The organism is Janibacter indicus, from assembly GCF_900176385.1.
GTDB classification, from domain to species: Bacteria; Actinomycetota; Actinomycetes; order Actinomycetales; family Dermatophilaceae; genus Janibacter; species Janibacter indicus.
Genome location: NZ_FWXN01000008.1, coordinates 85,547 through 111,745 on the forward strand (window position 1 = coordinate 85,547; position 26,199 = coordinate 111,745).

The window sequence follows — 26,199 nt, forward strand, 5'->3', positions numbered from 1 at the left end:
GCGCACTTCACCACGTCGTCCACCTTCTGTTAACCTTTTGTTCACCAAGGCACACCGTCTGGTTCACCCGGCCCACCAGGAGGCCCACATGTTCACGATCAACGTCGACCACGTCGCCGCCAACATCGCTGCCGACCTGTGCGTGCGCTACCCCCAGGTCGCCTGCGAGCGCATCGAGGCCATGGTCGCCTCCGCCCGCGAGCGGATCGAGCCGACCAACACCCACGCCGAGTTCATCGCGCCGCTCATCGAGCACGCCGTGCGCATCGAGCTGCACGACCTGGCCGGCGCCCCGGTGCCGCCGACGAGCGCCACCTGCTGATCCCCCTTCGCACCGCGACGATCCCCCCGGCACCCCTGCGCCGGGGGGATCGTCGTACGTTGGGGGCGTGCCCACGCGACCGCTGACCGAGCTCGTCCACCCGTCGTGGGCACAGGCACTGGAGCCGGTGGCACCCGCGATCGCCGCGATGGGCGACGTCCTGCGGGCGGAGCTCGACGCCGGCCACGGCTACCTGCCGGCGGGCGAGCACGTGCTGCGCGCCTTCACCATCCCGCTCGAGCAGGTGCGGGTCCTCGTCGTCGGCCAGGACCCCTACCCGACGCCCGGGCACGCGATCGGTCTGTCCTTCGCCGTCGCACCCGAGGTGCGGCCACTGCCGCGATCGCTGACCAACATCCACCGGGAGCTCGTCGACGACATCAAGGTCCCCCAGCCGACCAACGGCGACCTCAGCCCATGGGCGCGGCAGGGTGTCATGCTGCTCAACCGCTGCCTCACGGTCCGGCCGGGCGCACCGGGCAGCCACCACGGCCGCGGCTGGGAGACCGTCACCGACCGGGCGATCGAGGTCCTCGCCTCCCGCGGCGGACCGCTCGTCGCGATCCTCTGGGGCCGTCAGGCCCGCAACCTCGCCCCGGCGCTCGGCGACGTGCCGCGCGTCGAGAGCGCCCACCCCTCTCCCCTGTCGGCCCGCAACGGCTTCTTCGGCTCGCGGCCCTTCAGCCGCACCAACGAGCTGCTCGCCCGCCAGGGCGCCGACCCGATCGACTGGAGCCTGCCGTGACCGACCCGACCGTCCCCGCCGAGCACCCCTGGCGCCGCTACGTCGCAATCGGCGACTCCTTCACAGAGGGCATGGTCGACACCGACCCGCGCCACGAGGGCCGCTTCATCGGCTGGGCCGACCGGCTCGCGGCCGAGCTCGCAGGCCGCACCGGCGGAGAAGAGCTGCACTACGCCAACCTGGCGATCCGCGGCCGCAAGCTCGACGACGTCGTCGGTCGTCAGCTCGACGAGGCGATGACGATGGCCCCCGACCTCGTGTCGATCGTCGGCGGCGGCAACGACATCCTCCGGCCGCGCGTCGACCTCGACGCCATCGCCGCCCGGCTCGAGGAGGCCGTCACGCGGATCCGGGCGACCGGCGCCGACGTGCTCCTCGCGACCCCGACCGACCCGCGCGGGGCGGGGCTCTTCTCCGCGCTGCGCACCCGTCACGCGGTGCACACGGCCAACCTCTACACGATCGCCTCCCGGCACGGCGCGCACGTCCTCGGCCTGTGGGGCATGCAGTCGATGCGCGACCCGCGCATGTGGGGCGAGGACCGCATCCACCCCAGCACCGAGGGGCACCAGCGGCTCACCCAGGCGGCTCTCGCGGCGCTCGGCCTCGGCGCGCGGGAGGGGTGGGACGAGCGGCTGCCCGCTGCGCCGCCGGTCCCGGCCGCGCAGCGCCGTGCGGAGCGCGCGCGGTGGGCCGTCTCCTACGCCGGCCCGTGGGTGCAGCGCCGGCTCACCGGCCGCTCCTCCGGCGACTCGGTGACGGCCAAGATCGGGCGACCGACCCCCTTCGGCCCGCAGGACCTGCCCACCGACTGACCCGCGCCCGAAGTCGCATTGCCCTACGGCAATGCGACCACTGTGCTGCATCTGCGGCTGATACGTTCCTCTCATGACGCAGATGCGGGTGTCCGAGGCGGCCGAGTTGCTCGCCGTCTCCCCCGACACCATCCGACGGTGGATCGACGGCGGGCGCCTCACGGCGACGAAGGGAGCGGGGCCCGTCCTCGTCGACGGCGCCGATCTGGCCCGGCTGGCGCAGGAGATCGCCCAGCCACCGGCCATCGGCAGCGTGCGCGACGAGTCCGCCCGCAACCGCATGCGCGGCATCGTCACCGATGTGCAGCGCGACGGCGTCATGGCCCAGGTCAGCCTGCAGGCCGGCCCCTTCCGCATCGTCTCGCTCATGTCGCGCGAGGCCGCCGACGAGCTCGGCCTCGAGCCGGGCGTCGTCGCGGTCGCGTCGATCAAGTCGACCAATGTCGTCATCGCCACCCCTGGGATCCCCGCATGATCCATCGCACCCTCACGACCACGACCGTCGCCGCGCTGGCCCTCGCCCTGGCGGCGTGCGGCTCCGACTCAGGCGACGGGTCGGGCGGCGAGGGCGGCACGACCACCCTCCACGTCGCGGCCGCTGCGTCGCTCACCGAGGCCTTCGAGGAGATCGCCACCGACTTCGAGGCCGAGCACGAGGGGGTCGAGGTCGAGTACCAGTTCGCTGGGTCCTCCGACCTCGCGACCCAGATCGAGGGCGGGGCGCAGATCGACGTCTTCGCCTCGGCCGACGAGGCCAACATGGACAAGGTCGCCGACTCCGTCGAGGACCCGCAGATCTTCGCCACCAACGTGCTGACGATCATCACCGAACCCGGCAACCCGAAGAAGATCAGCGGGTTGGACGACCTCGCCGACCCCGACCTGGCCGTCGTCGTGTGCGCCGAGCAGGTCCCCTGCGGGGCCGCGGCCACGACGCTCACCGAGCAGCAGGGCGTCACGCTCGACCCGGCGAGCGAGGAGTCCAAGGTGACCGACGTGCTGACCAAGGTGAGCAGCGGCGAGGCCGACGCGGGTCTGGTCTACGTCACCGACGCCACCGCCGCGGGCGAGGACGTCGAGACCGTCGAGACCGAGGGCGCCGACGAGGTCGTCAACAGCTACCCGATCGCGACCCTCACCGACGCCGCCGCCGCTGACCTCGCCGAGGACTTCGTCGCCCACGTGACCGGCCCCGAAGGGCAAAAGGTGCTGCAGGACAAGGGCTTCGGCACCCCGTGAGACCACCCGCCTGGCTGTGGCTCCCGGCGGCGGGGGCCGTCCTCGTCGTCGTCGTCCCGCTGCTCGGCCTGCTCACCTCCGTCGACGTCGGGTCGCTCTGGCCGCTGCTGACCTCCGAGGCGTCGCTCGACGCGCTCCTGCTGTCGCTGCGCACCGCGGTCGTCTCGACCCTGCTGTGCATCCTGCTCGGTACCCCGCTCGCGATCCTGCTCGCCCGGGGCCGCTGGCCGGGTCGGTCCGTGCTGAGGGCGCTCGTCCTCGTCCCGCTCGTCCTGCCACCGGTCGTCGGCGGTCTGGCCCTGCTGACGACCTTCGGTCGCCGGGGCCTGCTCGGCGAGCACCTCGTCGCCGCGGGCGTGACGATCTCCTACACGACCACCGCGGTCGTCCTCGCGCAGACCTTCGTCGCGCTCCCCTTCCTCGTGCTCTCGCTCGAGGGCGCGGTCCGCGGCCTCGACCCACGGCAGGAGCAGGCCGCGGCGACCCTCGGTGCGAGCCCGTGGCGCCGCCTGACGCGGGTCACCCTCCCGCTCGTCGGACCGGGGCTGCTGTCGGGCTCGGTGCTGGCCTTCGCCCGGGCGCTCGGCGAGTTCGGCGCCACGCTGACCTTCGCCGGGTCCGCGCAGGGCCGCACCCGCACCCTGCCGCTCGAGATCTACCTCCAGCGGGAGGTCGACCAGGACGCCGCCATCGCCCTCTCGCTCGTCCTCGTCGTGCTCGCGACGCTCATCGTCGGTGCCGTCTACGCCCGGACGAAGGGAGGACCGGCGTGAGTCTGCAGGTCACCGCCCGCTGGGCCCAGCGCGGCCTCGACGTCGACCTCACCCTGCCGGCGGGGCGGCACGCGCTGGCCGGACCCAACGGCGCCGGCAAGTCCTCGCTGCTGTCGGTCATCGCCGGGCTGGCCCCGATCGACGGGAGCCGGATCGTCCTCGGCGGCCGCAGCCTCGACGGCGTGCCGCCGCACCGTCGCCGGGTCGTGCTGATGAGCCAAGCGGCGCAGCTCTTCCCCCACCTCGGCGTGCGGGACAACGTCGCCTTCGGCCCCCGCAGCCTCGGTCACGGTCGACGAGCGGCCCGGGCGCTCGCCGACCACTGGCTCGAGGTCGTGGGCATGAGCGCCTTCGCCGACCGGCGACCGGGTGGCCTCTCCGGCGGCCAGGCCGCCCGGGTCGCCCTCGCCCGGGCCCTGGCTGCGGAGCCGTTGGCGCTGCTGCTCGACGAGCCGCTGGCCGCCCTCGACGTCGAGGCGACACCGCAGATGCGGGCGGTCCTGTCCGACGTGACCCACGAGCGCGACGACCTCGTCGTCGTGCTGGCCACCCACGACGTCCTCGACGTGCTCACGGTCTGCGACGGCGCCGACGACACCCTCACGGTCCTCGGCGAGCAGGTCGAGCACGGCCCGGTGCGCGCCGTGCTCGACCGACCGCGCAGCGGGTTCACCGCAGACCTGGCCGGGGTCAACCTCGTGCGGGCACGGGCGGGCTCCGGGTCCGGAGCGCAGGCCCGCGACGACACCGGGGCGAGCACGGTGATCGCCACCGGCCCGCACGACGTGACCGGCGACTGCTGGGTGACCTTCGCCCCCGACGCGGTCTCCCTGCACCGCGACCGGCCCGAGGGCTCCCCGCGCAATGTCTGGCCGGGTCGGGTCTCCCGGGTCGAGGCCCACGCGGGCCGGGTGCGCGTGGGGCTGGAGTCCCCCTTCGTCATGAGCGCCGAGATCACGCCCGCCGCGCTGACCGAGGTGCCCCTGCGGCCGGGCGCGAGCGTGTGGGTCTCGGTCAAGGCGACGCAGGTGCGGGTGCACCCGGCGCACGCCGGGGCGCTCAGCTGAGCCGGCCGTCGCGGAAGTCGCGGAAGGCCCGGCGGGAGTCCTCGTCCAGACGCACGATCGACTGCCCGGACTGCATGCCCGTCGGGCCCTGGGCCACCGCCGTGCCGACCCGGGTGGGATCGACCCGGAAGAAGGCCGCGGAGACGAGGAGCATGTCCTGCGCCGACAGGTTGCTGCTCGCGTGCTCGTCGATGACGGTGAGCGCCCCGGGGATCGAGCCCGGCCCGCGCAGCCGCGCCTGGATCGCCGCGGAGGCCAGGAGCAGGCCCTGGTTGCGGGAGCGGTCGAAGTCGCCGCCCGGCAGTGACTTGCGCTCACAGGACCAGGCGAGCGCCTCGCGGCCGTCGAGGTGGTTGTAGCCCTTCTTCACCTGGCCGCCGGACAGGTGCGAGTCCATCGCCCGGGGCGCGATGAAGTTCAGCCCACCGAGCTCGTCGACGATCGCCTCGAAGCCCTCGAAGCCGGTGACGACGTAGCCGTCGACGTCGATGCCGCTGATGCTGCTCACGGACTCGGTCTGCCCGCTCGGCCCGGCGAAGACCATCGAGGAGTTGAGCTTGCCCTGTCCGTGCCCGGGGATCGGGACCCACAGGTCGCGGGCGAAGCCCATGAGGCCCGCGCCGCCCGTGCCGTCGACCCCGAGGAGCTGGATCGCGTCGGCGCGTGAGCGCTCGACGTCCTGGCCGGGGCGCGCGTCGGAGCCGATGACCAGGACGTGCCTGGCCCCACCGAGGTCGGCCTTGCCGCGGGTCCCGCCGAGGCTCGGCCACCACCCGCCGACGACCTTCCAGCCCTGGCGGCCCCTGGGCTGGACGGCGAGAGTGACGTCGTCGCCGGCGGTGACGACGGCGACCTTCGAGCCGCGCCAAGTGCCGAGCGAGGCCTTGCCGCGCAGGGTCGCCGAGCCGTACTTCTTCGCCACGGCAGAGGTGAGCGCCGCGGGCGCGCCGGTGACCTCGGCCGCGGGTGCGGCTGCGCTGCTGGAGGTCGGGGTGGGGGTGGAGCTCGACGAGCTCGAAGGGTCCGACGACGGGGCCTGCGACTCCTCGGCGGAGCAGGCCGCGACCGCCAGCGCGAGGGCGGTGGCGGTCGCGGCGGTACGGGCGAAGGGAGGTCTCACCCCTCCACCGTAGGCCGGTCAGTCGTCGTCGTTGTCGTCGCTGTCGCCGGTGTTGTCGTCGTCCTGCTCGAGGGTCGCCGTGCCCGAGGTGACGTCGACGCGGACCTCGACCTCGGTGCGGTCGGCGATGTCGACGGTGACCTGTCAGAAGTGCTTGCCGCACTCCACGCGGCTGACCACCTCCTCGAGGCACCTCCTAGAGTGGCCCGCATGGCAGCAACGAGGCTCATGCCCACGGACATCGGTGACGATCTCATCGAGCTCACCCGGGCGATCTGCGACAAGACCCTGCGACCGCAGGTGGACGACGTCGAGGCGCGCGCGGCCACCGAGGAGGTCTTCCCGCGGGAGGTCTTCCGCACGCTCGGGCGGGCAGGTCTGCTGTCGCTGCCCTACCCCGAGGAGCTCGGCGGTGGCGGCCAGCCCTACGAGGTCTACCTGCAGGTCGTCGAGGAGATCGCCTCCGCCTGGGCGGCCGTCGCGGTCGGCGTCTCGGTGCACTCGCTGACCGCCTATGCCGTCCACACCTACGGGACCCCCGAGCAGCAGGCAGCGCTCCTGCCCGACATGCTCTCGGGCGAGACCCTCGGCGCCTACGCCCTCTCCGAGCCGCTCGCCGGCTCCGACATCGGCGCGATGACCACCCGGGCGACCCCGGACGGCGACGACTGGCGCATCCGGGGCCGCAAGGCCTGGATCTCGCACGCCGGTCACGCCGACTACTACACGACCTTTGCCCGCACGAGCGACGACGGGGGCCGCGGCGTCAGCTGCTTCGTCGTCCCGGCCGACGCCGAGGGCCTGTCCTTCGGCACCCCCGAGCGCAAGATGGGCCTGCACGGCGACACCGTGCGCGAGGTGATCTTCGAGGACGTGCCGGTGGCCGGCGACCGGCAGGTCGGCGACCTCGGGCGCGGGGTGCCCATGGCGCTCGCCGGGCTCGACGCCGGCCGTCTGGGCATCGCCGCCGTGGCGACCGGCCTGGGCCAGGCAGCCCTCGACGTCGCGGCCCGCTACGCGAGCGAGCGCGAGCAGTTCGGCCGGACGATCGCGAGCAACCAGGGCCTGGCCTTCCTCCTCGCCGACATGGAGGCCGCGGTGACCAGTGCGCGCGCGACCTACCTGCACGCGGCCCGGCTGCGCGACGCGGGGCGGGCCTTCGGCAAGGAGGCTGCGGTGGCCAAGCTCGTCGCGACCGACGCGGCGATGCGGGTGACCACCGAGGCGATCCAGGTGCTCGGTGGCGCCGGCTTCACCCAGGACTTCCCCGTGGAGCGCTACTTCCGCGAGGCCAAGGTGACCCAGATCTTCGAGGGGACCAACCAGATCCAGCGGCTGGTCATCTCGCGCCAGCTCCTCGCCGGGCTCTGACCCCCTTCGCCCGTCAGGCCTCGTGGTCCCGGGAGATCCCGGGCAGGAGCGCCTCGCCGCGGCGCAACGCGTCCATGGCGCCGGGGCTCTGCGCGACCCGCTCGAGGCTGCGCCGGCGGTAGCGCCAGATCATCCAGGCGCCGAAGCCCCACAGGAGGAACTGGACGCTCATCGCGATGCGGAAGTCGTCGAGGGTGTAGGTCGACGGGCCGCCGGGGGCCAGCCGGTCGAGGACGAGGCCGATGAGGGCCATCGTCACGAGCGAGGCGACGAAGCCGCCCATGTTGACCACGCCCGAGGCCCGGCCGAGCCGGTCGCTGCGGTGGAAGGTGCGGGCCAGGTCGAAGGCGATCATCGACCCGGGGCCGCCCACCGCGGTGACGGCGACGAGGACGACGAGCAGCCACAGCGGAGCCCGGCCGGGCAGTGCGAGGACGACCGCCCACACCAGGGCGATCGCCCCGACGACGCCGAGCGCGACCACCGAGCGGTAGTAGGGGTTGCGGCCGGTCCAGCGCCCGATCGTCGGGCCGGCGACGAGCGCGACGAAGGTCATCAGGGTGAGCAGCGTCGATGCCGTGGTCGGCGACAGCCCCTGCCCCGAGACGAGGAAGGGGTAGCCCCACAGCAGCGCGAAGACCGTGGGCGCGAACTGCGAGGTGAAGTGCACCGAGAGCCCGAGCCTGGCGCCGGGGTCGCGCCAGACCTCGGTGAGGCTGTGTCGCAGGGCGCGCAGCTTGATCCGCTCGACCTCGCCGCGCTCGTAGGGCGAGTCCTTGATGACCGCGAAGGCACCGAGGAGCAGGATGACGCCGAGCGAGGCGGCCAGGGCGTAGGTGCGGGTCCAGCCCATGCCGTGCAGGGCGGCGCTCAGGGGGACGGCCGCGGCGACGGCGCCCATCTGGCCGATCATGCCGGTGACCTGGGTGATGACCGGCGCCTGCCGCACGAGGAACCACACGGCGACCAGCCGCAGGACCGCGGTGAAGACCATCGCGTCGCCGGCACCGACGAGGGCCCGGGCTCCCAGGCCCATGGCGAAGCTGTCGGCGACGGCGAACCACAGCTGCCCGACGGTCATGCAGACCAGGCCGCTGATGATGAGGATGCGTGAGCCGAAGCGGTCGAGCGCCACCCCGACGGGCACCTGCATGCCGGCGTAGACGGCGAGCTGGAGGACGGTGAAGGTCGCCAGCTGGCTGGCGTTGACGTCGAAGCGGTCCGCCGCGAGCAGCCCCGCGACCCCGAGGGAGGTGCGGTGGAAGACGGCGAGGACGTAGACGGCGAGGCCGGCGCCCCAGATGGCGTAGGCGCGACGCCGCCCGATGTCGTGCAGCTGTCGGGTCCCGGTCACTGCATAGATGGTACGAATGTCTGCATCGTTCAACCAAGCTGCGTTCCATGCAGCAGACCGGAGGCCACGTGCACGAGCTCGCCACTGCCCACGGGAACTTCACGATCGCCCGAGCCACGCGCACCGACCCCGCGCCCTACGACGCGGCCTTCGACGCCGCCGTCGCCCACCCCCAGCAGCTGCTCGTCATCGTGCGTGACGGGGACGGCCGCCCCGCGGGCACCATGCAGCTGACGAGCGACAAGCGACGGGGCGACGCGCACCGGTTCTACGAACGGCTCGGGTACGTCGCCTCCCCCGAGGGCTTCAAGCTCGAGCTGGGCGGGTGAGCACCGTGCGCGAGCTGCTCAGCATCGACCCCGAGGGCGCGGACGCCCCCTTCGAGCAGGTGCGTCACCAGGTGGCGCTGCTCATCGAGAGTGGCCGCCTCGTCACCGGGGAGCGGCTGCCCTCCGTGCGCGGTCTCGCAAGCGACCTCGGGCTGGCGGCCGGCACGGTCGCCCGGGCCTACCGGGAGCTCGAGGCCGACGGTCTGGTGACGACGGCGCGCGGGGCAGGCACTCGGGTGGCCCCACGGGCAGAGGCTGACGGCGCACTCGTCGAGGCGGCCGCCCGCGAGTACCTCGCCCGGGTGCGGGCGTTGGGGGTCAGCGACGACCGCGCGATCCAGGTCGTGGAGATCGTGGCCCGCGGGGACGACTAGCCCCAGCGGGCAAGCAGGTACTGCACGCCGAAGGGAGACTCCTCGGCGACGAGCTCCCCCGCCAGACCGTCGGTCGCGGCGGCGAGGACCTGCAGGGCGGCCCGACCGCGCATCCACAGCCGGTCGCACGTCGCGGGGTCGAGGGCGGCCAGGGCAGTGGTGTCGGCAGCGGCGAGCGCGCACGCAAGACCCTCGGCGAAGGGAGCCGCGTCCGGTTGGAGGTGGCCCGGCGCCTTCTCGGTGAGCGTCGCCGGGCCGTCGGCGACGACGACCAGCAGCGTCGACGGGCCCGCGGCGAGGGTGGCGCCCAGGGCTGCGCACTCCTGCGGCGACGCGTCGGCGGCGACCGAGTGCAGCAAGGTCTCGCCCCCTCCAGAGGGGACGAGCAGACGTCCGATCTCGAGGTCGGTCGGCAGCGCACCCTCGGGGACGCGGCCGGTCGTGAAGCGCGCAGCACCCGAAGGGGCGTCGCCGGGCCACACACGGGTGGTCGTACCCGAGCCGACGACGACGAGACGGTCGGCCCCCTTCGCCGTGGCGGTGTCGGCGACGAGGGCTGCTGCCCGCTCACGCAGGTCGGCGAGCGGGTCGGCGGTGCCGCCGATGCCGGGCAGCAGGGCCGGGGCGGCCGGGACGACGACTGCGGCGGTGAGGCTCATGCCAGCCCCCGGATCGTGCGGGCCGGGGGACGTTCGCCGCGCAGGGTGGCGACCATGTCGAGCACCTGGCGGGTCTCGGCGACCTCGTGGACGCGGTAGATCCGCGCGCCGAGCCACGCGGAGACGGCGGTCGTCGCGAGCGTGCCGATCAGGCGCTCGTCGACGGGGCGGTCGAGGGTCTCCCCGACGAAGTCCTTGTTGGACAGCGACACCAGCACGGGCCAGCCGGTCTCAACCATCTCGTCGAGGCGGCGGGTGACCTCGAGGGTGTGGTGGGTGTTCTTGCCGAAGTCGTGCGCCGGGTCGATGACGACCGACTCGCGGGCGACGCCGGCGGCCACGGCCCGCTCGGCGTAGCCGAGGACTCCCTCGATGACGTCGGCGACGACGTCACCCTCGAAGCCGGTGCGGAAGGGGCGGGTGCGCGGCTCCACCCCGCCGGTGTGCGTGCAGATGATCGCGACGTCGTGCGCGGCCGCGATGTCGACGAGACCGGGGTCGGCCCCGCCCCACGCGTCGTTGAGCACGTCCGCGCCTGCGGCGCAGACGGCTTCGCCGACCTCGGCCCGCCAGGTGTCGACCGAGACGACCAGTTGCGGGTGGGCCTCGCGGACGCGGGCGACGAGTCCGGCGACCCGGTCGATCTCCTCGGCGACGTCGACGTCACCCCCGGGCGCGGCCTTGACCCCGCCGATGTCGACGATGTCGGCACCCTGCTCGACGACGAGGCCGACGCGCTCCATCGCCTTGTCCTCGGCGAAGGTCGCGCCCTTGTCGTAGAAGGAGTCGGGCGTGCGGTTGACGATCGCCATGACGAGCATCGCGTCGTCGGCGAAGGAGTGGCGGCCGAGTCTCATCGTGCTCCTGCGGGATAGCCGGGCTGGGTGGTCGCCGGTGGCCGCTGGCGAAGGGGGACGGGCCGGGTCCGCCAGCCGCCCTCGCGGGTGAACTGCTCGAGCGTCTCGCTCGCGACCGCGACGTCGACCGGCTCGCCGTGCCGGCGGGCGTGGACGACGGCGAGCAGCTCGGCGGCCATGACGGCGAGGTCGTGGTCGCGCTGGTGGCGGTGGGCGCGGGCCCCGAGGTCGACCTGGGCGATCGCGTCGAGACCGTGGCGGGTGTGGGTGTCGAGGAGCGAGGCGATCTCGATGCCGTAGCCGGTCGGCACGGTCAGCGACTCCATGAGCGAGCGGCGGGCGGCCCACTCCCCCGCCAGGGGCTGGACGACGCCGGCGAGCTCGGGCCACCACAGGTCGAGGACCGGGCGGGCGACGAGCTCGGTGACCCGGCCGCCCTCGGTGCTCGCGGCGCGGCCGGGCACGTCCATGACGCGGTCGTACCAGCCCTTGACGAGCAGGGTGCCCGGGTCGGCGGTCATGGCACCGACGAGCCCGGTGACGAAGTGCGGTCCCCACTCGGTGAGGTCGGCATCGACGAAGACGAGCAGGTCGGCGGTGGTGACGAAGAGCGACTTCCACAACGCCTCGCCCTTGCCCGGGTGGGCGCCGAGGTGCGGCGCGATGTCGGCCGCGCGGTGCACGGTGGCCCCCGCGTCGGCCGCGACGCGCGCGGTGTCGTCGGTCGAGTCGGAGTCGATGACGACGAGCTCGTGGACGAGCGGCTGGGTCTCGACGAGCTCGCGGCGTAGGCCGGCCACCACATCGCCGACCGTAGCGGCCTCGTTGCGGGCCGGGACGACGACGGCGACGGACTCCCCCTTCGCCTCGAGGCGGGTGACGAGGTCGGCGGCGTCGAAGTCCGTGTGGACGTGGCTGCGCGCCGACAGCCACTCACGGGTCGACGGGCGCATGCGGCTCATCGTATGCAGGCATCATGGAGCCCATGCGACGACTCCTGGCGATCCTGCTGCTGCCGCTGCTGCTGACCGCCTGCTCCGACCCCGGGTCCGCTCTGTCCCGCGCCGAGAGCACCGGCGTGCTCAACGTCGGCGTCGTCGACAACCCCCCGCGCACCGTCCCGACCGACGGCGGCGACGTCACCGGCCCGGCCGCCGACCTCATCGGCGACTACGCGGACTCCATCGGGGCGCACCCGAGCTGGCAGGTCGGCGAGCTCGAGGCGCTCGCTGCCGCCGTCGAGCGCGGCGAGGTCGACGTGATCATCGGTGCCGACGGCGAGGCGAAGGGAGTCACCCCCACCTCCTCGTCCGGAGACGCCGGCGCGGTCCTCGTGGGTGAGCAGGAGACCCCGCTCAAGGAGTCGATCGACGCCTGGCTGGCCCAGCGCGACTGACGCCTACGGCGCGTCACGCGGCAGTTCGCCCAGTCACGCCATCGGAACCGCCGAATTTCCGGGCCTTGTGCCCGAGTCACACCATGAACTGCCGCGCGACATGCCACCGCAGCTGGTGCACGTGGAGCTGGCGAAGGGACTCGAACCCTCAACCACCTGTTTCCCTGCGGTGGTCCTCGGATGGGTTCTGCTGGGACTCGGATTCCCTGTGTTTCCAACGGTGTTCGCGTGCATGCATGGAGCCGTCTCGGACTGGATCGGTCCTTCTCTGGACCAAAGAGGAGGCGTAAGTGGAGGGCTGGCCGGATCTAGCCACGGACCCTGTAGCGGAGCAGAGGAGCCTGCCGGAGTGGCCGGGTCAAGGGTGGACGGAGTCCATCACGGAGTGACGCGGAGCGCCCTTGATGCGGTCCGGAGGTGGGCGGAGAGTGAAGCGGAGGGTCGGAGGCGTGAAGGTGACTTGGTCCCTCTACGCGTGCGCTCGGTCCAGGTCGGCTCGGGTCAACAGGTAGCGCGTGGTCAAGTCGACGTCGGACAGCGCGTCGCCGGGATTGGGGCTGCGGTCAATCGCGCAGACGACGGCCTCGACCGTCGCGCCCGCCTCGCGCAGGGCAAGGGTGGCGTCTCGGACCGCACCACCGGTGGTGATGATGTCCTCGACGAGGGTCACGCGGCGTCCGTCGACATCTGCACCCTCGGCCAGCCGCTTGGTTCCGTACTCCTTGGCCTTCTTCCGGACGAAGAGTGCGGGCGTGGCGGTGAGGCTGCTGAGCATCGTGGCGAGAGGGATGCCGCCGAGCTCCAGGCCGCCAAGAAGGTCTGTGTCTTCGGGAATCAGCGGGACCATGCTCTCGGCGACTCGCCGAAGGAGGTGCGGGTCGGATTCGAAGAGGTACTTGTCGAAGTACTCGGTGGCGACCTGACCACTACGAAGCGTGAAGGTGCCCGTCAGTCGGCAGGCCCGGTCAATGTCACGGGCAAGTTCGCTGAGGAGGTCGGCCACGAGGGCAGTTTCCCATAGGTCTTGCTCAGCAGAGTTGGCGTCTGACTTCCCACTCGGACGCCGTTTCTGTGCCGTGCGGGCTCGGCCCGCCGGCTCGCGCCGAAGGCGCGCTTGAGTCAGTGGAGAAACTTCTCACCGGGCCGCGGTGAGCCTCAGTGGCCCTCGGGTGGCAGCGCGACGAAGAGTCAAGGCCTGTGGACGGTCGGTACCTCAGTTCGCGCAAAGCCGGCCAACTCCGGGATGCAGCACGCGCATCCGAGCGCAGCAGTGGGTGTGCGGTTCGCCCAGCGCGCCCGAGCACGGTTCGTCGAGAGGTTTCTCGTGATCTGGCCTAGTGTTCGCAACATCAGGACTCCGCGCCCGGCGCGGGCCGCGGGGTCACCGCACAAGGGGGGGGTTTGAACATGAATCGAAAGTCCGCCGCATCCCTGATCGCGACGCTGACCATGGCACTCGGGACCCTGGCCCTGCCCGGCGCAGCCGTCGCGGAGTCACCTCGGAAGGCTAGCGATCCGCAGAGTCACCATGTGGGCGCTGACGTCGAGACAACTGGATCGATCAAGGTCATCGATAGCGGGGAGACCGCTACCGGCGGCTATGTCACCTTCACTGGCGAAGGAACGGTCACCGTTGACGGCAAGCAATCTTCCCCCTTTGCGCCTGCTGCAACGGTGCGCGTGGGTGGCGGAGAGTGGCGCTACGGAACCACCGTAAACGCTGGAGGTCAAAAGACTTGCTTCTCCAAGTACTACCACTGGTACAACCGCCACAGCGCCACTGCCTCGATGGACGGCTACACCGACACCGTGACCCAAGGCGCTAAGGGCTGGGCCGAGGCCTACGTTATCCGCTGGACCAGCAACACCTGCAAGGTGTACTGGAGCAACTCGGCCTGACCTGGTTTGAGTATGAACGAGTTGGGTTGATGACGCGTCATGCACAGCGTCATCAACCCAACCTCTTGTTCGACCCGAGGAGATCTGATCTACCGTGCGACGGATCCACTGGTACTTGCTTGGAGGCGGGCTACTTCTAGGTCTGGTCAACGTGACCGCAAACTACGGGCTCTTCCCCGGGGCCGTTTACATCTCCAAGCTTGTCGGGAATAGCTGGGGGTGGCTCGCGGCTTCCTTCCTCGCAGCCTGGGGGGGAGCGTCTTGGCCTTCGGCCACCAAGCGCAGTTTATTCACGCTGTTGCCAGCCATAGCGGCGTACTACCTATTCGACTACATTCTCGCTGAACAGGTAACCGGAACTGGAAGTTCCAAGTCTCCCGCCATCGTCATTTTCTGGACCATCGCGGCTCTGGTCGTCTCCGCGGCGATTGGTGGGTTGACACGTCTAGTCAGAAGACGCACGTGGATATCCGTTCCCGCCGCCGCCGCCCTTCCCGCGTTCGTCTCCTACGGCGCTTTCGATGCATACGGCTTTCTTTCTCAAGACCCTTGGATGGATCCTGAGCTCTTGCAGGTGACGCGGATTCTGTGGCCCGTGGCCGCGGGTGTCGCTTTCGCCGTCGCAGTCATACGCATCGTTGCTCTCACGTCGCGCACCGCGGCTCACCGGCCGGGCGAACACGCCTCCGGGGCAGCGCGCCTCGATTGCGACCTAAGCAAATAGGCCGACCCATGTCGATTCGGCAAGCTAGGCGATGTGCTGGGCGTAGCCGGGGGAGTTCTTTGTCAGACTTGTAATTGGCGTGTCATGCGACGTATTGATCCCCTCCTGATTCTTGGCACGTCTCCCCGTTGCGCCGCCAGCAGTCTGCGAGTCACCATTCACTGCCACCGCCCGCTGAGGGTCCACGAAGGGCCACAGCAGAATAGGACCTCGATCCGTGTCGATGGGTGGTTTCACCGATCGGCTCCCACCCACGATCTTCGTACAGTCGCAGGGCCGCCCGATCTTTTGCTAAAACTTCTAGGATTGGGATCAGGCTCAAGTCGCTCGCAGCAACCGCGACGGTTCTCATCAGTTCACCGCCAACGCCGCGACCCCTTGCCGCTGGCAGCACGAAGAGACGAGCCACGACGGCCGAACGCTCGACGGGCATGCCTCTTTGAGCCATGATCTCGACGGCGTCCTCGCGGTCCCCTGGGCGCGTGAGCGCCACATGCCCTACGGGGTGCCCGTCAATACGCGACACCCACTGACTGCGGCGGCGCGCTGAGGTCGGGGTCGGGCCGGAGGAGCCGGTCTTCGGCACGGTCGACGGTGGCTTCCGGGAGCCGCGCTCGGTCAGCCGGTGGCTCTACGAGGTGCGGCTCGACAGCGACCTGGAGTGGGTGACCTCGCACGCCTGGCGCAAGACGACGGCGAGCATCCTCGACGGGTCAGGGGTCACGGCGCGGATCATCGCGGACCAGCTCGGCCACTCGCGGGTGTCGATGACGCAGGACGTCTACCTGGGCCGTGGGGAGCAGGATCCTCGGGTGCTGGCGGCGCTCGAAGCGGCGGACCCACGACCCCCTTCGCCGGGCCAAAGTGGAGGCGAAAGTGGAGGCTTCGGCCTTCCGGAGGGTGGGGAGTGAGGTGTTTCCCTTGATTTCAGAGCTGGCGAAGGGACTCGAACCCTCAACCACCTGTTTACAAGACAGGTGCGCTACCAATTGCGCCACGCCAGCGGGCCCGGACGACGAAGACCGGGACCGCGGCATCTTAGCCCGCGGTCCCGGTCCTCACCGAGCCGGTCGTGCGCTCAGAGCACGTTGTTGTTCAGCCAGGTCTGCAGGCGGGAGGTCGTCTGCGGCCCCCACTTGCCGTCGACGTCGGCGCCGACCTTGCGCTGCAGCGCCCGCGTTGTCATCGGGCCGATGATGCCGTCTTGCGCGGTGCCGACGCGGGCCTGGAGGGCGCGCTTGTCACCGGCGTCGAGGTAGCCGTTCATCGGGCGGCCGCCCCACTTCTCGATGCCGGCGTTGGTCCGCGGGCCCTGGACGCCGTCGACGACGAGCTTGCCGCCGGTCGAGGTCACCGGCGGCCGCGTGGTGTCGCGCGAGGGGCGGGTGCCACCGGAGTAGGGGTCGACGGCCAGACCGTTGGACACGGTCAGGCCGGCGCGCTGGGAGCACACGGGCCAGGCGCCGGGGCCCTGGACCTTGAGCACCTCCTGGGCGATCTCGATCTGCTGCGCCTTGCTCGCGCGGTCGGCGGTGTAGGCGTACTTCTGCCCACCGAAGCCCTTCCAGGTCTGGAAGGAGAACTGCAGGCCGCCGTAGTAGCCGTTGCCGGTGTTGATACTCCAGTTGCCGGTCGACTCGCAGGCCGCGACGCGGTCCCAGACCGTGTCGGATGCACCGGCGTTGGAGGCGACGACCAGACCGCCGGCGACGATCGCGCCGGCGGCGACGGCGCCCCCGGCCACGCGCAGACGACGGCCGCGGCGACCGACGCGCTGGTCGGGAAAGTCGTTGGTGCTGAACATGAAGGTCCCTCTCCTGGGCTGAGCGCGGCAGGGGTCCCCGCGCAGGTCCGAGAGAGACGCTAAGGACACTTCAGTCACACAAACAACACCTGCCACGTAAATACAGACCTGTAACTCAAGGCCCTCGGCCACCATCCGTCACCACCCCGAGCGCCCCGTCCGGGCACGACGAAGGGGAGGGGAGACCAGTGGTCTCCCCTCCCCTTCGTGGAGGTGATCGGGCCGATCAGGTCAGCCCGTCAGCCGCGTCTCGCTCAGCGACCGTTGAGGTAGGTCTGCAGCGCGGAGGTGGTCTTGGGACCCCAGATGCCGTCCTGCGTGGCCCCGACGACCGACTGCAGCGCAGCGGTGGTCTTCGGGCCGATGACGCCGTCCTGAGCCGTGCCGACCTTGGCCTGGAGGGCCTGGACGTCGGCGGAGCTGAGGGTGCCGTCCTGTGCGACGCCGACCCACTTCTCGATGGCGGCGTTGGTCTTGGGGCCACGGATGCCGTCGACGACGAGGCTGCCGGAGGTGGCCTCACCGCGAACCTCCGAGCGGGAGGTCTGCGTCGGGGCCTGCTGCTGCGTGGGAGCCTGCTGCTGCGTGGGAGCCTGCTGCTGCGTGGGGGCCTGGGTCGTGGTGCCCGAGCTGTCGCCACCGGAGGTGGACGCCACGGCGGCACCGCCGTTGGCCTTGGTCAGGCCGGCCTTCTGCGAGCAGACGGGCCACGCGCCGGGGCCCTGCACCTGCAGGACCTTCTGGGCGATCTCGATCTGCTGGGCCTTGGTGGCCTGGTGCGCGTTGGCCGCGTACTTGCCGCCGCCGAAGCCCTGCCAGGTCTGCGTCGTGAACTGCAGGCCGCCGTAGAAGCCGTTGCCGGTGTTGATCGACCAGTTGCCACCGCTCTCGCACTGGGCCACGGCGTCCCACACGGAGGACGAGGAGGCGGCCGGGGCGGCGGAGGCGCCCTGCGCGGTCGCGATGGTGCCCACGGTGGCGGTCGCGCCGGCCACGGCGACACCGGCGATGCGGCGGCGAGCGGGCGACGACTGCTTCGTCTGGGCGTGCTTGGGGGAGTAGAACATGGGGGTGTGGTTCCTTCCACGGAGTTCAGGGGGCTTCGTGGTCGAAGCTGCCAGGGGGTCTGGCGTCATTCGCTGACGGCGGGAACGTTACCTTCCCGTGACCAAACGAGTCAAACACGTGACCTGAAATGGTCAGGACCGGGTCAGCTCGTGCGGTAGCGCGCGGGTCAGACGATGTCCCAGCCCTCGTCGGCCCGGGCCGTGCTCTCCTGCTCGACGGCGGCCTTGCGTCGCTGCGCCACCGGGGCGTCGAAGGGGGCGGCCAGCCGGTCGCCGAGGGTGGTCCCGGTGGCGATCGCCATGATCACGCCGAGCGCCCCGAGGACGCTGAAGAGACCCTGCACGGTGTCGGACCCGTCGGCCATCGCCGAGGGACTGGTCATGTGGTAGAGGCCGACGAAGATCCCCAGACCGGGGAAGAGACCGAAGGTCGCCGGGACGGCGACCGTGAGGGCCGGCGCGTCCATGCGCAGCGCGATGAAGCGGGCCATGAAGCCGATGAGCGCCGCCGCGACTCCGGTGGCGGTCACCCGCCCGAGGCCGGCCTGGGTGAGCAGGGCCGCGACGGCCACACCCATCGTGCACAGCAGCGCCGCCGGCAGGAGCATGCGCCGGCTGCCCTGGAGCGTGATCGCCCCGGCGAAGCCGATGAGCACGGCGCCGACGATGACGACCGGCAGCGTGGCCGAGGCCCAGGCGAGCTTGTCGATCGGCGGCGGCTCGAGCCCGAAGTCGAGCACCCCACCGAGCTCGAGACTCATGCCCAGGCCGCCGGCAACACCCACGATGAGGCCGAAGGTGTGCAGCATGACCGCGAAGATCCGAGCCGACCCGGTGACCGGGAAGCCCGACAGCACGTCCTCCATCGCCGAGATGAGCGTGCGTGAGGGCAGCAGTGCGACGATGCCGCCGGCCACGATGAAGGCGAAGTCGGACGGTGAGATCGGCAGGATCGAGTAGGTGCCCAGGACATAGGCGACGAAGGCGACGAGCGTCGCCACGGCACCGCCGATTGCCCCGAGGTAGAAGTCGGGCAGGTTGAGCCGGTCGATGAGCGAGGCGAGCCCGATCGTCAGACAGGCCGAGAGCAGCGCCACGAGCACCGCGAAGTCGCTCGCCCCGAGGATGAGGGCGACCCCGGCCGCCACTCCGCCCTCGGCGAGGGTGACGAACCAGCGCGACCACATGCGCGGTGTACGGCTGATCTCCCGCAGCTGGGAGTCGGCCTGCTCGAGGTCGATGTCGCCGGAGACGAGGTCGTCGACGAGGGCGTGCACCATCGCCAGCCGGGCGAAGTCCAGGCGCGGCTGACGCACGACACGCAGCCGGCTGATCGTCTGCCCCGACGGCGTGCGGCACTGCATGTGCATCGACTGCATCGTCAGGTCGACGTCGAGGTCCTCGAGCCCGGCCGCCACGCCGACGGCGATCGTCGCGGACTCGACACCGCTGGCCGACGACCCCGAGCGCAGCATGATCTCGGCGACCCGCAGGGCGAGGTCCATCGCGTGCGCGGCCGCCCGCTCCTCGGCGACGGCGCGGGTGACGCGGGGGTCGCGGTAGGGGGTGCCGCGCAGCGAACCGCGCAGCGGGATCGTCTCGGTCGGCTGCTCGCCGCGCAGGCTCGGGCGGCGGCGCGGCTTGGGCTGGGGCCGCTGCGGGATCGAGCCGGTCGTCGGGTCGACGGCCTCGGGCTCGGCTCCCGGCCGCCGCCGCGGTCGCGGACGGGGGCGCGGTGGGGGCGGAGGGGGCGGGGTGCTCGTCATCGCGCGGGCAGCTGCTCCGGGCCGGGCAGGGGCGAGCTGACGTCGGGCCACCACGAGACCTCGAGGGCACCGACGGCCAGGGCGCCGAGCACACCCACGGCGAAGACGACGAGCACCGCGATGAGCACGACCCGCGCGGCCGGGACACCGGTCACGCCGCGGACGAGGCTGCGGCTGCCGCGCCGCAGGCCCGGGCCGCCAGGGCCCCACCACGCGACGAGGAGGGCGAGCAGCGACCCGACCGCGAGCGGCACGGGCGCGGCCAGCCGCACGCCGAGCCCGTCGACCGCCGACCGGGCCAGCGCAGCGGCGAGCAGACCAGCGGCGCCCACGGCGATCGGCAGGAGGGCGGCGACGACCGTCTTGAGGCCGGCGGTGAGCAGGTGCCACGGCGAGGCCATCGCGGCGACGACCCCGTCGCTGCGACGCCGGCCGGCCTGGTGGCGTCGGCGCACCGTCGAGGTCATCGAGGTGTCGACGGTGCGGGCGAGCCACGACCAGAGCACGGCCAGGCCGAGGCCGACGAAGGGGACGGCCGTCGCCAGGGCCACGACGGCGGCGAGGAGTGCCGCGAGCACGTCGCTGCGGCGCGACTTGCCGATGCGAGGGTCGCCGGGGCGGTCGCCGGCCACCCCGGCGGGGGCGGTGCCCGGCCACGAGGTGTGACCGCTCTGCGCGACGGGAGCCGGGGTCGGCGCGGGAGCCGGCCGCGGGTCGGTCCAGTCGCCACTGCCCCAGGGCGCCGGCGGCTCGGCGCGCTGGACGGGGGCCGGCGCGGCTGCCACCGGCGGCAGGGTGCGCGTCGCGTCGGCCTGCAGCGCACGGGTGCGCTGCGGCAGCACGTCGGTCACCGGGCGCCCGCGCGCCCAGGCCTCGAGCGCCATGAGCACCTCGTCGGCATCGGGCCGCAGCTGCGGGTCGGGCGTGAGCGCCGCGTAGAGCAACGGGGCGAGCTCGGGGTCGACATCGCGCAGGTCGGCGTCGCCGCGGCACACGCGGGCGAGCACGGCCTCCATGCCACCGCGACCGAAGGGGGATCGCCCGGTGGCCGCGAAGACGAGCGTCGCCGCCCAGCCCCACCAGTCCGTGGCCGGCGTGACGTCGCCGCCCTCGACGAGCTCGGGCGAGAGGTAGCCGGGAGTGCCCATGACGAGGCCGGTCATGGTCATGCGGGAGGTGTCGGCGACGTGGGCGATGCCGAAGTCGATGACGACCGGGTCGCCGTCGAGGATGAGGACATTGCCCGGCTTGAGGTCGCGGTGGATGACCCCGACCTCGTGGATGGCGCGCAGCGCCTCGGCCAGGCCCCGGGCCAGACGCAGCAGCGACTCGGCGTCGAGCGGGCCCTCCTCGCGGACGAGCTGCTCGAGGCTCGGGCCGGGGACGTAGCGGGTGACGATGTAGGGCTGGTCGGCCTCGAGGTCGGCGTCGAAGACGGGGGCGATCCGCTGCGAGCGCACCCGCGCGAGCGTGTCGACCTCACGGCCCAGACGCGCCCGGGCGTCGTCGTCGTGGGCGACGTGGGTCCGCAGCACCTTGACCGCGACGGCGCGGCCGCGGGCGTCGAGTGCGAGGTGGACGATGCCCATGCCGCCCTGGCCGAGCTGCTGGAGCACGCGGTAGGGACCGATGGTGTCGAAGTCCGCGACGCTGACGTCTCCGCGCTCGTCCGGGGCGGGGTCGTCCCCGAGGAGCTGTGTCGTCATGGGTTCAGGGTAGAAGGCCCTCCTTGGGAGATGTCGGAGCACCTCCTGTGTGCGCGCTGTGGCGACCGGATCGTTACTGGGTGATGTAGGCCTCGAGCTGGTCGCGCTCGGCGGCGAGGTCGCGGATGCGCTGCTTGACGATGTCACCGATGCTGACGATCGCGATGAGCTTGCCGTCGCGCACGACGGGCACGTGGCGGATGCGACGGTCGCTCATCTCGCCGGCCAGATCCCGCACGTCGTCGTGCTCGCCGCAGGTGTGCACCTCGGCGGTCATGATCGCGCTCACCGGCCCCTCGAGGACCCCGAGCCCGTCGCTGTGGAGACGGCGCACGACGTCGCGCTCGGAGACGATTCCGTCGACGCTGCCCTCCCCCGCGGAGACGACGACGGCCCCGATGCGGTGCTCCGCGAGGAGCGCGAGGAGCTCGCCGACGGTGGACTCGGGTGCGACGGTCACGACGTCGGTGCCCTTGCTGCGCAGTACGTCCGAGATCTTCATGTACCGACGGTAGTGGCCCCGGACCGCGGATGGAAGGACGAGCCCGGGTGCATAGAGTGGGGCCATCGAGCTCCGGAGGGTGCCCACCGTGTCAGACCAGCGCACGTACGACCTCGTCATCGCCGCCAACCGCCTACCCGTCGACCGGGTCGTGGCCCCCGACGGCAGCTCGCAGTGGCACCGCTCCCCCGGCGGGCTCGTCACCGCCATGGACTCGGTGATGCGTGGCCGCGACGGGGCCTGGGTCGGCTGGGCCGGCGAACCGGGAGAGGCTCCCGCCCCCTTCGCCGAGGCCGGCATGTGGCTGCACCCGGTGCCGCTCGACGCGCAGGAGCTCGAGACCTACTACGAGGGGTTCAGCAACGACACCCTCTGGCCGATCTACCACGACGTCATCGTCCCGGCGCACTTCCACCGCGAGTGGTGGCAGGCCTACGAGCGGGTCAACGAGCGCTTCGCGGAGGCGGTCTGCGAGGTCGCCGCGCCGGGGGCCAAGGTCTGGATCCACGACTACCAGCTCCAGCTGGTCCCCGCCCTCGTGCGCCGGCGCCGCCCCGACGTGCGCATCGGGTGGTTCAACCACATCCCCTTCCCGCCCGTCGAGCTCTTCGCCCAGCTGCCGTGGCGCTCGCAGATCATCGAGGGCCTCCTCGGCGCCGACTACCTCGGCTTCCAGCGGGTCGCCGATGCGCAGAACTTCCTGCGCGCCGCCCGGCGCCTCGACGGACGCGCGACCCGGGGCGACACGGTCATCGCCCGCGACGCCGACGGCGCCGAGCGGGTCGTGCGCGCCTCGGCGGTGCCGATCAGCATCGACTACACCGACCTGGAGTCGCTGGCCCGCAGCGAGGCCGTGCAGGAGCGGGCCCGGCAGATCCGCACCTCGCTCGGCGAGCCCGAGGTGGTCATGCTCGGCGTCGACCGGCTCGACTACACCAAGGGGATCCGCCACCGCCTCAAGGCCTACGAGGAGCTGCTCGCCGAGGGCACCCTCCGGCCGCCGGAGGTGACCTTCGTCCAGGTCGCCACGCCCAGCCGCGAACGCGTCGAGGCCTACAAGCGGCTGCGCACCGAGGTCGAGACGACCGTGGGCCGCATCAACGGCACCTACGGCACCCTCGGCTCCCCCGCGGTGCACTACCTCCACCAGTCCTACCCACGCGAGGAGATGGCGGCGCTCTTCCAGGCCGCCGACGTCATGCTCGTCACCCCGCTGCGCGACGGGATGAACCTCGTCGCCAAGGAGTACGTCACCTGCCGGCACGACACCGGTGGCGCGCTCGTGCTCAGCGAGTTCACCGGGGCCTGGCACGAGCTGCACCAGTCCTTCGTCTGCAACCCCCACGACATCGAGGGGCTGAAGCAGACGATCCTGCGGGCGCTGCGCACCGACGACAAGGAGCGCCGTCGCCTCATGCGGGCCCTGCGCCGCCGCGTCGCCGACAACGACGTGCAGCGCTGGGCCGACCGCTTCCTCACCAACCTCGACACCGCACCGCACAAGACCGGCCCGAAGGGAGCCTGACGTGCCCCTGCCACACGTGGTCACCACCGCGCTGGCCGCCGTCGCCGCCGCACCCCGACTGCTCGTGGCCACCGACTTCGACGGGGTGCTCGCTCCCTTCGTCCTCAACCCCATGGACGCCCGGGCGCAGCCGGGCACCCTGGAGTCGCTCACCTCGCTGGCGGCCCTGCCGGCGACGTGGTCGGCGGTCGTCTCCGGGCGCGACCTGACCACCCTCGACGAGCTCACCGGCCTCGCGGGGTCGGCCGTGACCCGCATCGGCAGCCACGGCGCCGAGTCCAGCCGCGGCGGGGCCCTGCCCGACGGCACCGCCGCCGCGCTCGCCGCGCTGCGCGGCGCGGTCGAGGCGGCGGTGGCCGCCCGCGATCCGCGGATCCGCCTGGAGCACAAGCCGACCGCCGTCGTGCTGCACACGCGCGGCCTGCCCGACGAGGTGCTGCCGACGGCCGCCGCGATCGCCGAGGAGGCCGCCGCTACCGAGGGCGTGCGGCACCTCGCGGGCAAGGGCGTGCACGAGCTGAGCGTCCTGCAGGCGGACAAGGGCACGGCGCTGCGCGCCCTGGCCACCGAGCTCGACGCCGACGCCGTCGTCTACCTCGGCGACGACGTCACCGACGAGCACGCCTTCGCCGTGCTCGGTGCCGGTGACCTCGGGATCAAGGTCGGGCCCGGCGAGACGGCCGCCGCCGTGCGGGTCGACGACGCCGCCGCGGTGCCCGAGGTGCTGGCCGCGCTGACCTCCCTTCGCGCCTGAGGCTGCGGCACACTGGGTCGATGGGCCCACCCGGGGCCGCGAAGGGAAGAGCCGTGCCACTCGACATCTCCGCCGCACGCCCGGACCCGGCCCTGCTCGACCTGCCGTGGTCGACCCCCCTCGAGGACTGGCCCGCCGACCGGCTCGCCGCGCTGCCCCGCGGCATCTCCCGGCACGTCGTGCGCTTCGCCCACCTGTCCGGCGGCATCGTCGCGGTCAAGGAGATCAAGGCCGAGCTGGCGCGCAACGAGTACCACCTGCTGCGGCAGCTGCGCCGCCTCGACCTGCCGTGCGTCGAGCCGCTCGCGGTCGTCACCGGGCGCACCGACGCCGACGGGCAGCCGCTCGACGCCTGCCTCGTCACCCGGCACCTGCAGTTCTCCCTGCCCTACCGCCTCGTCTTCAGCCAGAACCTGCGCGCCGACACCGCCGTCCGGCTCGCCGACGCCCTGGCCGTCCTCCTCGCCCGGCTGCACCTGGCCGGGTTCTTCTGGGGCGACGTGTCGCTGTCCAACACGCTCTTCCGCCGGGACGCCGGCGCCTTCTCCGCCTATCTCGTCGACGCCGAGACCGGCGAGCTGCACGACCGGCTGAGCACCGGGCAGCGCGAGCACGACCTCGACCTGGCCCAGACCAACATCGCCGGCGAGATGATGGACCTCGCCGCGGCCGGCTACCTGCCGGAGGAGCTCGACCCCATCGAGATCGCCCACGACATCATCGAGCGCTACCGCGGGCTGTGGCAGGAGCTCACCGGCGACGAGTGGTTCGACGCCGGCGAGCGCTGGCGGGTCGACGAGAGGATCCGCCGGCTCAACGCCCTGGGCTTCGACGTCGACGAGCTGGCGATCACCACCGACCTCGACGGCACCCACCTGCGGATCGAGCCCAAGGTCGTCGACGCCGGGCACCACAGCCGGCGCCTGCTGCGCCTCACCGGTCTCGACGTGGAAGAAAACCAGGCCCGCCGCCTGCTCAACGACCTCGACTCCTACCGCGCGGCCATGGACCGGCAGGGCGACGACGAGGCGCTCGTGGCCCACGACTGGCTCACCCGGGTCTACGAACCCACCTCGCGCCGCATCCCGCCCGAGCTGCGCGCCAAGCTCGAGCCCGCCGAGATCTTCCACGAGATCCTCGAGCACCGGTGGTACGTGGCTGAAAAAGTGGGGCACGATGTGCCCATCGAGGACGCGATCGCCGACTACCTGCGAGAGGTCCTGCCGAGCAAACCCGACGAGCAGTCGGTCCTGGGGACCGACACCCAGATGCTGCCCGTCGTCGACAAGGGAGAGAAGAAATGACCGACCCGACGCAGGGGGGCCTGCCGGGCCAGCCGCCGCAGGGCGCGCCGACGCCGCCACAGGGGGCGCCGACGCCGCCGCCCGGAGCACCCACCCCAACGACCGGCGCACCGCAGCCGGGTCCCCCTTCGCCCTACCCAGCGGGTGGTGGCAGTGACCCGGGCAGGCCGGGGTCGCGGGCCTGGGTCGAGCAGCGCTACGGCCGCACCGCAGGCTTCGGTGACCGGATCCTCCCGGGGATCATCGACAGCCTGCTCGGCATGGCCGCCGCCTTCATCCCCGTGATCCTGGGCATCGTGTGCATCGTCGCCGGCATGCCCGACACCTACGACTGCGGCGTCTACTACACGCGCACCTGCGAGGTGCCCGGCTCCGGGTCCGGCGGGCTCGTCGGCCTGGGCATCCTGCTGATCTTCCTGTCCTTCCTCGCCGCGATCGCCATGGCCGCGTGGAACCGCGTGTGGCGGGTGACCAAGACCGGCCAGAGCATCGGCAAGAAGGTCACCGGCCTCAAGGTCATCGACGCCGAGAGCGGCAAGCACCCGCAGCTCGGCCCGGCCGCCTTGCGCGAGCTCGTCCACCAGGTTGCCGGCATCATCAGCTGGATCTGGATGCTCGTCGACGACGACGACCGCACGCTGGCGGACATCGTCGGCAAGACGCACGTCGTGCACGTCGGCAAGGACTGACCCACCACGGGCGAAGGGGGCCGCGAGCGTCATGCTCG

30 protein-coding genes and 1 tRNA gene are annotated in these 26,199 nt (G+C 72.1%); 18 read left to right on the forward strand and 13 right to left on the reverse strand.

Annotated features, from left to right (window positions below):
- Positions 1 to 88: 88 nt before the first annotated feature.
- From B9B60_RS10825 to B9B60_RS10855, 7 genes are all read left to right on the forward strand, one after another.
- Positions 89 to 322: a three-helix bundle dimerization domain-containing protein gene (locus B9B60_RS10825; protein WP_084451411.1), complete on the forward strand. Its 234-nt coding sequence runs from the start codon at positions 89 to 91 to the stop codon at positions 320 to 322.
- Positions 323 to 389: 67 nt separating this feature from the next.
- Positions 390 to 1,067: a uracil-DNA glycosylase gene (locus B9B60_RS10830; protein WP_084451412.1), complete on the forward strand. Its 678-nt coding sequence runs from the start codon at positions 390 to 392 to the stop codon at positions 1,065 to 1,067.
- Positions 1,064 to 1,882, forward strand: coding sequence for an SGNH/GDSL hydrolase family protein (locus B9B60_RS10835; protein WP_084451413.1), 819 nt, complete (start codon positions 1,064 to 1,066; stop codon positions 1,880 to 1,882). Before B9B60_RS10830 ends, B9B60_RS10835 begins: the two co-directional genes overlap by 4 nt.
- A gap of 73 nt (positions 1,883 to 1,955) precedes the next feature.
- Entirely contained in the window at positions 1,956 to 2,357 is a 402-nt protein-coding gene (locus B9B60_RS10840; RefSeq protein ID WP_084451414.1) for a TOBE domain-containing protein, read from the forward strand.
- The gene (gene modA, locus B9B60_RS10845; protein WP_200811210.1) at positions 2,354 to 3,121 is read left to right on the forward strand and encodes a molybdate ABC transporter substrate-binding protein; all 768 of its coding nucleotides are present in this window, start codon (positions 2,354 to 2,356) and stop codon (positions 3,119 to 3,121) included. The genes B9B60_RS10840 and modA overlap by 4 nt, the downstream gene beginning before the upstream one ends.
- Positions 3,118 to 3,894: an ABC transporter permease gene (locus tag B9B60_RS10850; RefSeq protein ID WP_084451416.1), complete on the forward strand. Its 777-nt coding sequence runs from the start codon at positions 3,118 to 3,120 to the stop codon at positions 3,892 to 3,894. The genes modA and B9B60_RS10850 overlap by 4 nt, the downstream gene beginning before the upstream one ends.
- Positions 3,891 to 4,961, forward strand: a complete 1,071-nt coding sequence (locus B9B60_RS10855; protein ID WP_084451418.1) for an ABC transporter ATP-binding protein — start codon at positions 3,891 to 3,893, stop codon at positions 4,959 to 4,961. The genes B9B60_RS10850 and B9B60_RS10855 overlap by 4 nt, the downstream gene beginning before the upstream one ends.
- Here the strand turns inward: B9B60_RS10855 and B9B60_RS10860 are convergent.
- Positions 4,954 to 6,081 (reverse strand): LCP family protein, encoded by a 1,128-nt coding sequence (locus tag B9B60_RS10860; protein WP_084451420.1) that lies wholly within the window; start codon positions 6,079 to 6,081, stop codon positions 4,954 to 4,956. The two genes, B9B60_RS10855 and B9B60_RS10860, sit on opposite strands and share 8 nt — an antisense overlap.
- Before the next feature lie 210 nt (positions 6,082 to 6,291).
- On the opposite strand from B9B60_RS10860, the gene B9B60_RS10865 reads away from it, so the two are divergent.
- Complete coding sequence (locus B9B60_RS10865) at positions 6,292 to 7,452, forward strand: acyl-CoA dehydrogenase family protein (protein WP_084451422.1); 1,161 nt, start codon at positions 6,292 to 6,294, stop codon at positions 7,450 to 7,452.
- Positions 7,453 to 7,465: 13 nt separating this feature from the next.
- Here B9B60_RS10865 and B9B60_RS10870 read toward each other — a convergent pair whose 3' ends face one another.
- Positions 7,466 to 8,806: an MFS transporter gene (locus tag B9B60_RS10870; protein WP_084451424.1), complete on the reverse strand. Its 1,341-nt coding sequence runs from the start codon at positions 8,804 to 8,806 to the stop codon at positions 7,466 to 7,468.
- A gap of 47 nt (positions 8,807 to 8,853) precedes the next feature.
- On the opposite strand from B9B60_RS10870, the gene B9B60_RS17570 reads away from it, so the two are divergent.
- Positions 8,854 to 9,135 (forward strand): hypothetical protein, encoded by a 282-nt coding sequence (locus B9B60_RS17570; protein WP_234993846.1) that lies wholly within the window; start codon positions 8,854 to 8,856, stop codon positions 9,133 to 9,135.
- A complete protein-coding gene (locus B9B60_RS10880) occupies positions 9,132 to 9,509 on the forward strand; it encodes a GntR family transcriptional regulator (RefSeq protein ID WP_084451426.1) in 378 nt (125 codons plus the stop codon). Before B9B60_RS17570 ends, B9B60_RS10880 begins: the two co-directional genes overlap by 4 nt.
- On the opposite strand, the gene B9B60_RS10885 is transcribed toward B9B60_RS10880, so the two are convergent.
- From B9B60_RS10885 to B9B60_RS10895, 3 genes are read right to left on the reverse strand one after another with little or no spacing between them, the layout of a single operon-like run.
- Positions 9,506 to 10,168, reverse strand: a complete 663-nt coding sequence (locus tag B9B60_RS10885; RefSeq protein WP_084451428.1) for a class III extradiol ring-cleavage dioxygenase family protein — start codon at positions 10,166 to 10,168, stop codon at positions 9,506 to 9,508. The two genes, B9B60_RS10880 and B9B60_RS10885, sit on opposite strands and share 4 nt — an antisense overlap.
- On the reverse strand, positions 10,165 to 11,025 hold the full coding sequence (gene folP / locus B9B60_RS10890; protein WP_084451430.1) for a dihydropteroate synthase: 861 nt from the start codon (positions 11,023 to 11,025) through the stop codon (positions 10,165 to 10,167). The genes B9B60_RS10885 and folP overlap by 4 nt, the downstream gene beginning before the upstream one ends.
- Positions 11,022 to 11,978, reverse strand: a complete 957-nt coding sequence (locus B9B60_RS10895) for a glucosyl-3-phosphoglycerate synthase (RefSeq protein ID WP_084451570.1) — start codon at positions 11,976 to 11,978, stop codon at positions 11,022 to 11,024. Before B9B60_RS10895 ends, folP begins: the two co-directional genes overlap by 4 nt.
- A 32-nt stretch (positions 11,979 to 12,010) precedes the next feature.
- Between B9B60_RS10895 and B9B60_RS10900 the strand changes: the two genes are divergently transcribed.
- Complete coding sequence (locus tag B9B60_RS10900) at positions 12,011 to 12,421, forward strand: transglycosylase SLT domain-containing protein (protein ID WP_084451433.1); 411 nt, start codon at positions 12,011 to 12,013, stop codon at positions 12,419 to 12,421.
- A 469-nt stretch (positions 12,422 to 12,890) separates the two neighbouring features.
- Here B9B60_RS10900 and pyrE read toward each other — a convergent pair whose 3' ends face one another.
- The gene (gene pyrE, locus B9B60_RS10905) at positions 12,891 to 13,424 is read right to left on the reverse strand and encodes an orotate phosphoribosyltransferase (protein WP_072623573.1); all 534 of its coding nucleotides are present in this window, start codon (positions 13,422 to 13,424) and stop codon (positions 12,891 to 12,893) included.
- 404 nt (positions 13,425 to 13,828) lie between these two features.
- Here pyrE and B9B60_RS10910 point away from each other — a divergent pair, with 404 nt between their 5' ends.
- Together B9B60_RS10910 and B9B60_RS16925 are read left to right on the forward strand one after the other, a co-directional pair.
- Positions 13,829 to 14,320: a lactococcin 972 family bacteriocin gene (locus B9B60_RS10910; protein WP_083545956.1), complete on the forward strand. Its 492-nt coding sequence runs from the start codon at positions 13,829 to 13,831 to the stop codon at positions 14,318 to 14,320.
- A gap of 94 nt (positions 14,321 to 14,414) precedes the next feature.
- Complete coding sequence (locus B9B60_RS16925) at positions 14,415 to 15,044, forward strand: hypothetical protein (protein ID WP_143445545.1); 630 nt, start codon at positions 14,415 to 14,417, stop codon at positions 15,042 to 15,044.
- 151 nt (positions 15,045 to 15,195) lie between these two features.
- Here B9B60_RS16925 and B9B60_RS17850 read toward each other — a convergent pair whose 3' ends face one another.
- Positions 15,196 to 15,630, reverse strand: coding sequence for a GNAT family N-acetyltransferase (locus B9B60_RS17850; RefSeq protein ID WP_072623572.1), 435 nt, complete (start codon positions 15,628 to 15,630; stop codon positions 15,196 to 15,198).
- On the opposite strand from B9B60_RS17850, the gene B9B60_RS10920 reads away from it, so the two are divergent.
- Positions 15,578 to 15,955, forward strand: a complete 378-nt coding sequence (locus tag B9B60_RS10920; RefSeq protein ID WP_084451434.1) for a tyrosine-type recombinase/integrase — start codon at positions 15,578 to 15,580, stop codon at positions 15,953 to 15,955. The two genes, B9B60_RS17850 and B9B60_RS10920, sit on opposite strands and share 53 nt — an antisense overlap.
- A gap of 20 nt (positions 15,956 to 15,975) precedes the next feature.
- Here B9B60_RS10920 and B9B60_RS10925 read toward each other — a convergent pair.
- The 6 genes from B9B60_RS10925 to B9B60_RS10950 all read right to left on the reverse strand — a co-directional run bounded on the left by B9B60_RS10925 (position 15,976) and on the right by B9B60_RS10950 (position 21,889).
- Positions 15,976 to 16,048, reverse strand: a tRNA-Thr gene (locus B9B60_RS10925).
- Between the two features lie 74 nt (positions 16,049 to 16,122).
- On the reverse strand, positions 16,123 to 16,848 hold the full coding sequence (locus B9B60_RS10930) for a transglycosylase family protein (RefSeq protein ID WP_084451435.1): 726 nt from the start codon (positions 16,846 to 16,848) through the stop codon (positions 16,123 to 16,125).
- A gap of 254 nt (positions 16,849 to 17,102) precedes the next feature.
- Positions 17,103 to 17,915: a transglycosylase family protein gene (locus B9B60_RS10935; protein WP_084451436.1), complete on the reverse strand. Its 813-nt coding sequence runs from the start codon at positions 17,913 to 17,915 to the stop codon at positions 17,103 to 17,105.
- A gap of 167 nt (positions 17,916 to 18,082) precedes the next feature.
- A complete protein-coding gene (locus B9B60_RS10940; protein ID WP_159451195.1) occupies positions 18,083 to 19,681 on the reverse strand; it encodes a threonine/serine exporter family protein in 1,599 nt (532 codons plus the stop codon).
- Positions 19,678 to 21,387 carry a serine/threonine-protein kinase gene (locus B9B60_RS10945; RefSeq protein ID WP_084451438.1) on the reverse strand — a complete coding sequence of 570 codons (1,710 nt, stop codon included), beginning with the start codon at positions 21,385 to 21,387 and terminating at the stop codon, positions 19,678 to 19,680. Before B9B60_RS10945 ends, B9B60_RS10940 begins: the two co-directional genes overlap by 4 nt.
- A gap of 73 nt (positions 21,388 to 21,460) precedes the next feature.
- A complete protein-coding gene (locus B9B60_RS10950) occupies positions 21,461 to 21,889 on the reverse strand; it encodes a CBS domain-containing protein (RefSeq protein WP_084451571.1) in 429 nt (142 codons plus the stop codon).
- Between the two features lie 88 nt (positions 21,890 to 21,977).
- Between B9B60_RS10950 and B9B60_RS10955 the strand changes: the two genes are divergently transcribed.
- Genes B9B60_RS10955 through B9B60_RS10970 form a run of 4 tightly spaced genes read left to right on the forward strand, consistent with a single transcriptional unit; the run spans position 21,978 to position 26,161 of the window.
- Positions 21,978 to 23,414, forward strand: coding sequence for an alpha,alpha-trehalose-phosphate synthase (UDP-forming) (locus B9B60_RS10955; RefSeq protein WP_084451439.1), 1,437 nt, complete (start codon positions 21,978 to 21,980; stop codon positions 23,412 to 23,414).
- A 1-nt stretch (position 23,415) separates the two neighbouring features.
- Positions 23,416 to 24,168, forward strand: a complete 753-nt coding sequence (otsB, locus tag B9B60_RS10960) for a trehalose-phosphatase (protein ID WP_084451440.1) — start codon at positions 23,416 to 23,418, stop codon at positions 24,166 to 24,168.
- Positions 24,169 to 24,188: 20 nt separating this feature from the next.
- Complete coding sequence (locus B9B60_RS10965) at positions 24,189 to 25,472, forward strand: DUF4032 domain-containing protein (protein ID WP_407656478.1); 1,284 nt, start codon at positions 24,189 to 24,191, stop codon at positions 25,470 to 25,472.
- On the forward strand, positions 25,469 to 26,161 hold the full coding sequence (locus B9B60_RS10970) for an RDD family protein (RefSeq protein WP_084451442.1): 693 nt from the start codon (positions 25,469 to 25,471) through the stop codon (positions 26,159 to 26,161). Before B9B60_RS10965 ends, B9B60_RS10970 begins: the two co-directional genes overlap by 4 nt.
- The last annotated feature ends 38 nt before the right edge of the window (positions 26,162 to 26,199 follow it).

What these genes read in the sequence shown, in the direction of transcription:
- B9B60_RS10965 (WP_407656478.1), top strand. Translation starts at nt 24,189, where the DNA reads ATGGGCCCACCCGGGGCCGCGAAGGGAAGAGCCGTGCCACTCGACATC.
- B9B60_RS10900 (WP_084451433.1), top strand. Translation starts at nt 12,011, where the DNA reads ATGCGACGACTCCTGGCGATCCTGCTGCTGCCGCTGCTGCTGACCGCC.
- B9B60_RS10935 (WP_084451436.1), bottom strand. Translation starts at nt 17,915, where the DNA reads ATGTTCTACTCCCCCAAGCACGCCCAGACGAAGCAGTCGTCGCCCGCT.
- B9B60_RS10865 (WP_084451422.1), top strand. Translation starts at nt 6,292, where the DNA reads ATGGCAGCAACGAGGCTCATGCCCACGGACATCGGTGACGATCTCATC.
- B9B60_RS10840 (WP_084451414.1), top strand. Translation starts at nt 1,956, where the DNA reads ATGACGCAGATGCGGGTGTCCGAGGCGGCCGAGTTGCTCGCCGTCTCC.
- modA (WP_200811210.1), top strand. Translation starts at nt 2,354, where the DNA reads ATGATCCATCGCACCCTCACGACCACGACCGTCGCCGCGCTGGCCCTC.
- B9B60_RS10940 (WP_159451195.1), bottom strand. Translation starts at nt 19,681, where the DNA reads ATGACGAGCACCCCGCCCCCTCCGCCCCCACCGCGCCCCCGTCCGCGA.
- B9B60_RS10885 (WP_084451428.1), bottom strand. Translation starts at nt 10,168, where the DNA reads ATGAGCCTCACCGCCGCAGTCGTCGTCCCGGCCGCCCCGGCCCTGCTG.
- B9B60_RS10950 (WP_084451571.1), bottom strand. Translation starts at nt 21,889, where the DNA reads ATGAAGATCTCGGACGTACTGCGCAGCAAGGGCACCGACGTCGTGACC.
- folP (WP_084451430.1), bottom strand. Translation starts at nt 11,025, where the DNA reads ATGAGACTCGGCCGCCACTCCTTCGCCGACGACGCGATGCTCGTCATG.
- B9B60_RS10895 (WP_084451570.1), bottom strand. Translation starts at nt 11,978, where the DNA reads ATGCGCCCGTCGACCCGTGAGTGGCTGTCGGCGCGCAGCCACGTCCAC.
- B9B60_RS10825 (WP_084451411.1), top strand. Translation starts at nt 89, where the DNA reads ATGTTCACGATCAACGTCGACCACGTCGCCGCCAACATCGCTGCCGAC.
- B9B60_RS17570 (WP_234993846.1), top strand. Translation starts at nt 8,854, where the DNA reads ATGCAGCAGACCGGAGGCCACGTGCACGAGCTCGCCACTGCCCACGGG.
- B9B60_RS10970 (WP_084451442.1), top strand. Translation starts at nt 25,469, where the DNA reads ATGACCGACCCGACGCAGGGGGGCCTGCCGGGCCAGCCGCCGCAGGGC.
- B9B60_RS10930 (WP_084451435.1), bottom strand. Translation starts at nt 16,848, where the DNA reads ATGTTCAGCACCAACGACTTTCCCGACCAGCGCGTCGGTCGCCGCGGC.
- B9B60_RS10910 (WP_083545956.1), top strand. Translation starts at nt 13,829, where the DNA reads ATGAATCGAAAGTCCGCCGCATCCCTGATCGCGACGCTGACCATGGCA.
- B9B60_RS10945 (WP_084451438.1), bottom strand. Translation starts at nt 21,387, where the DNA reads ATGACGACACAGCTCCTCGGGGACGACCCCGCCCCGGACGAGCGCGGA.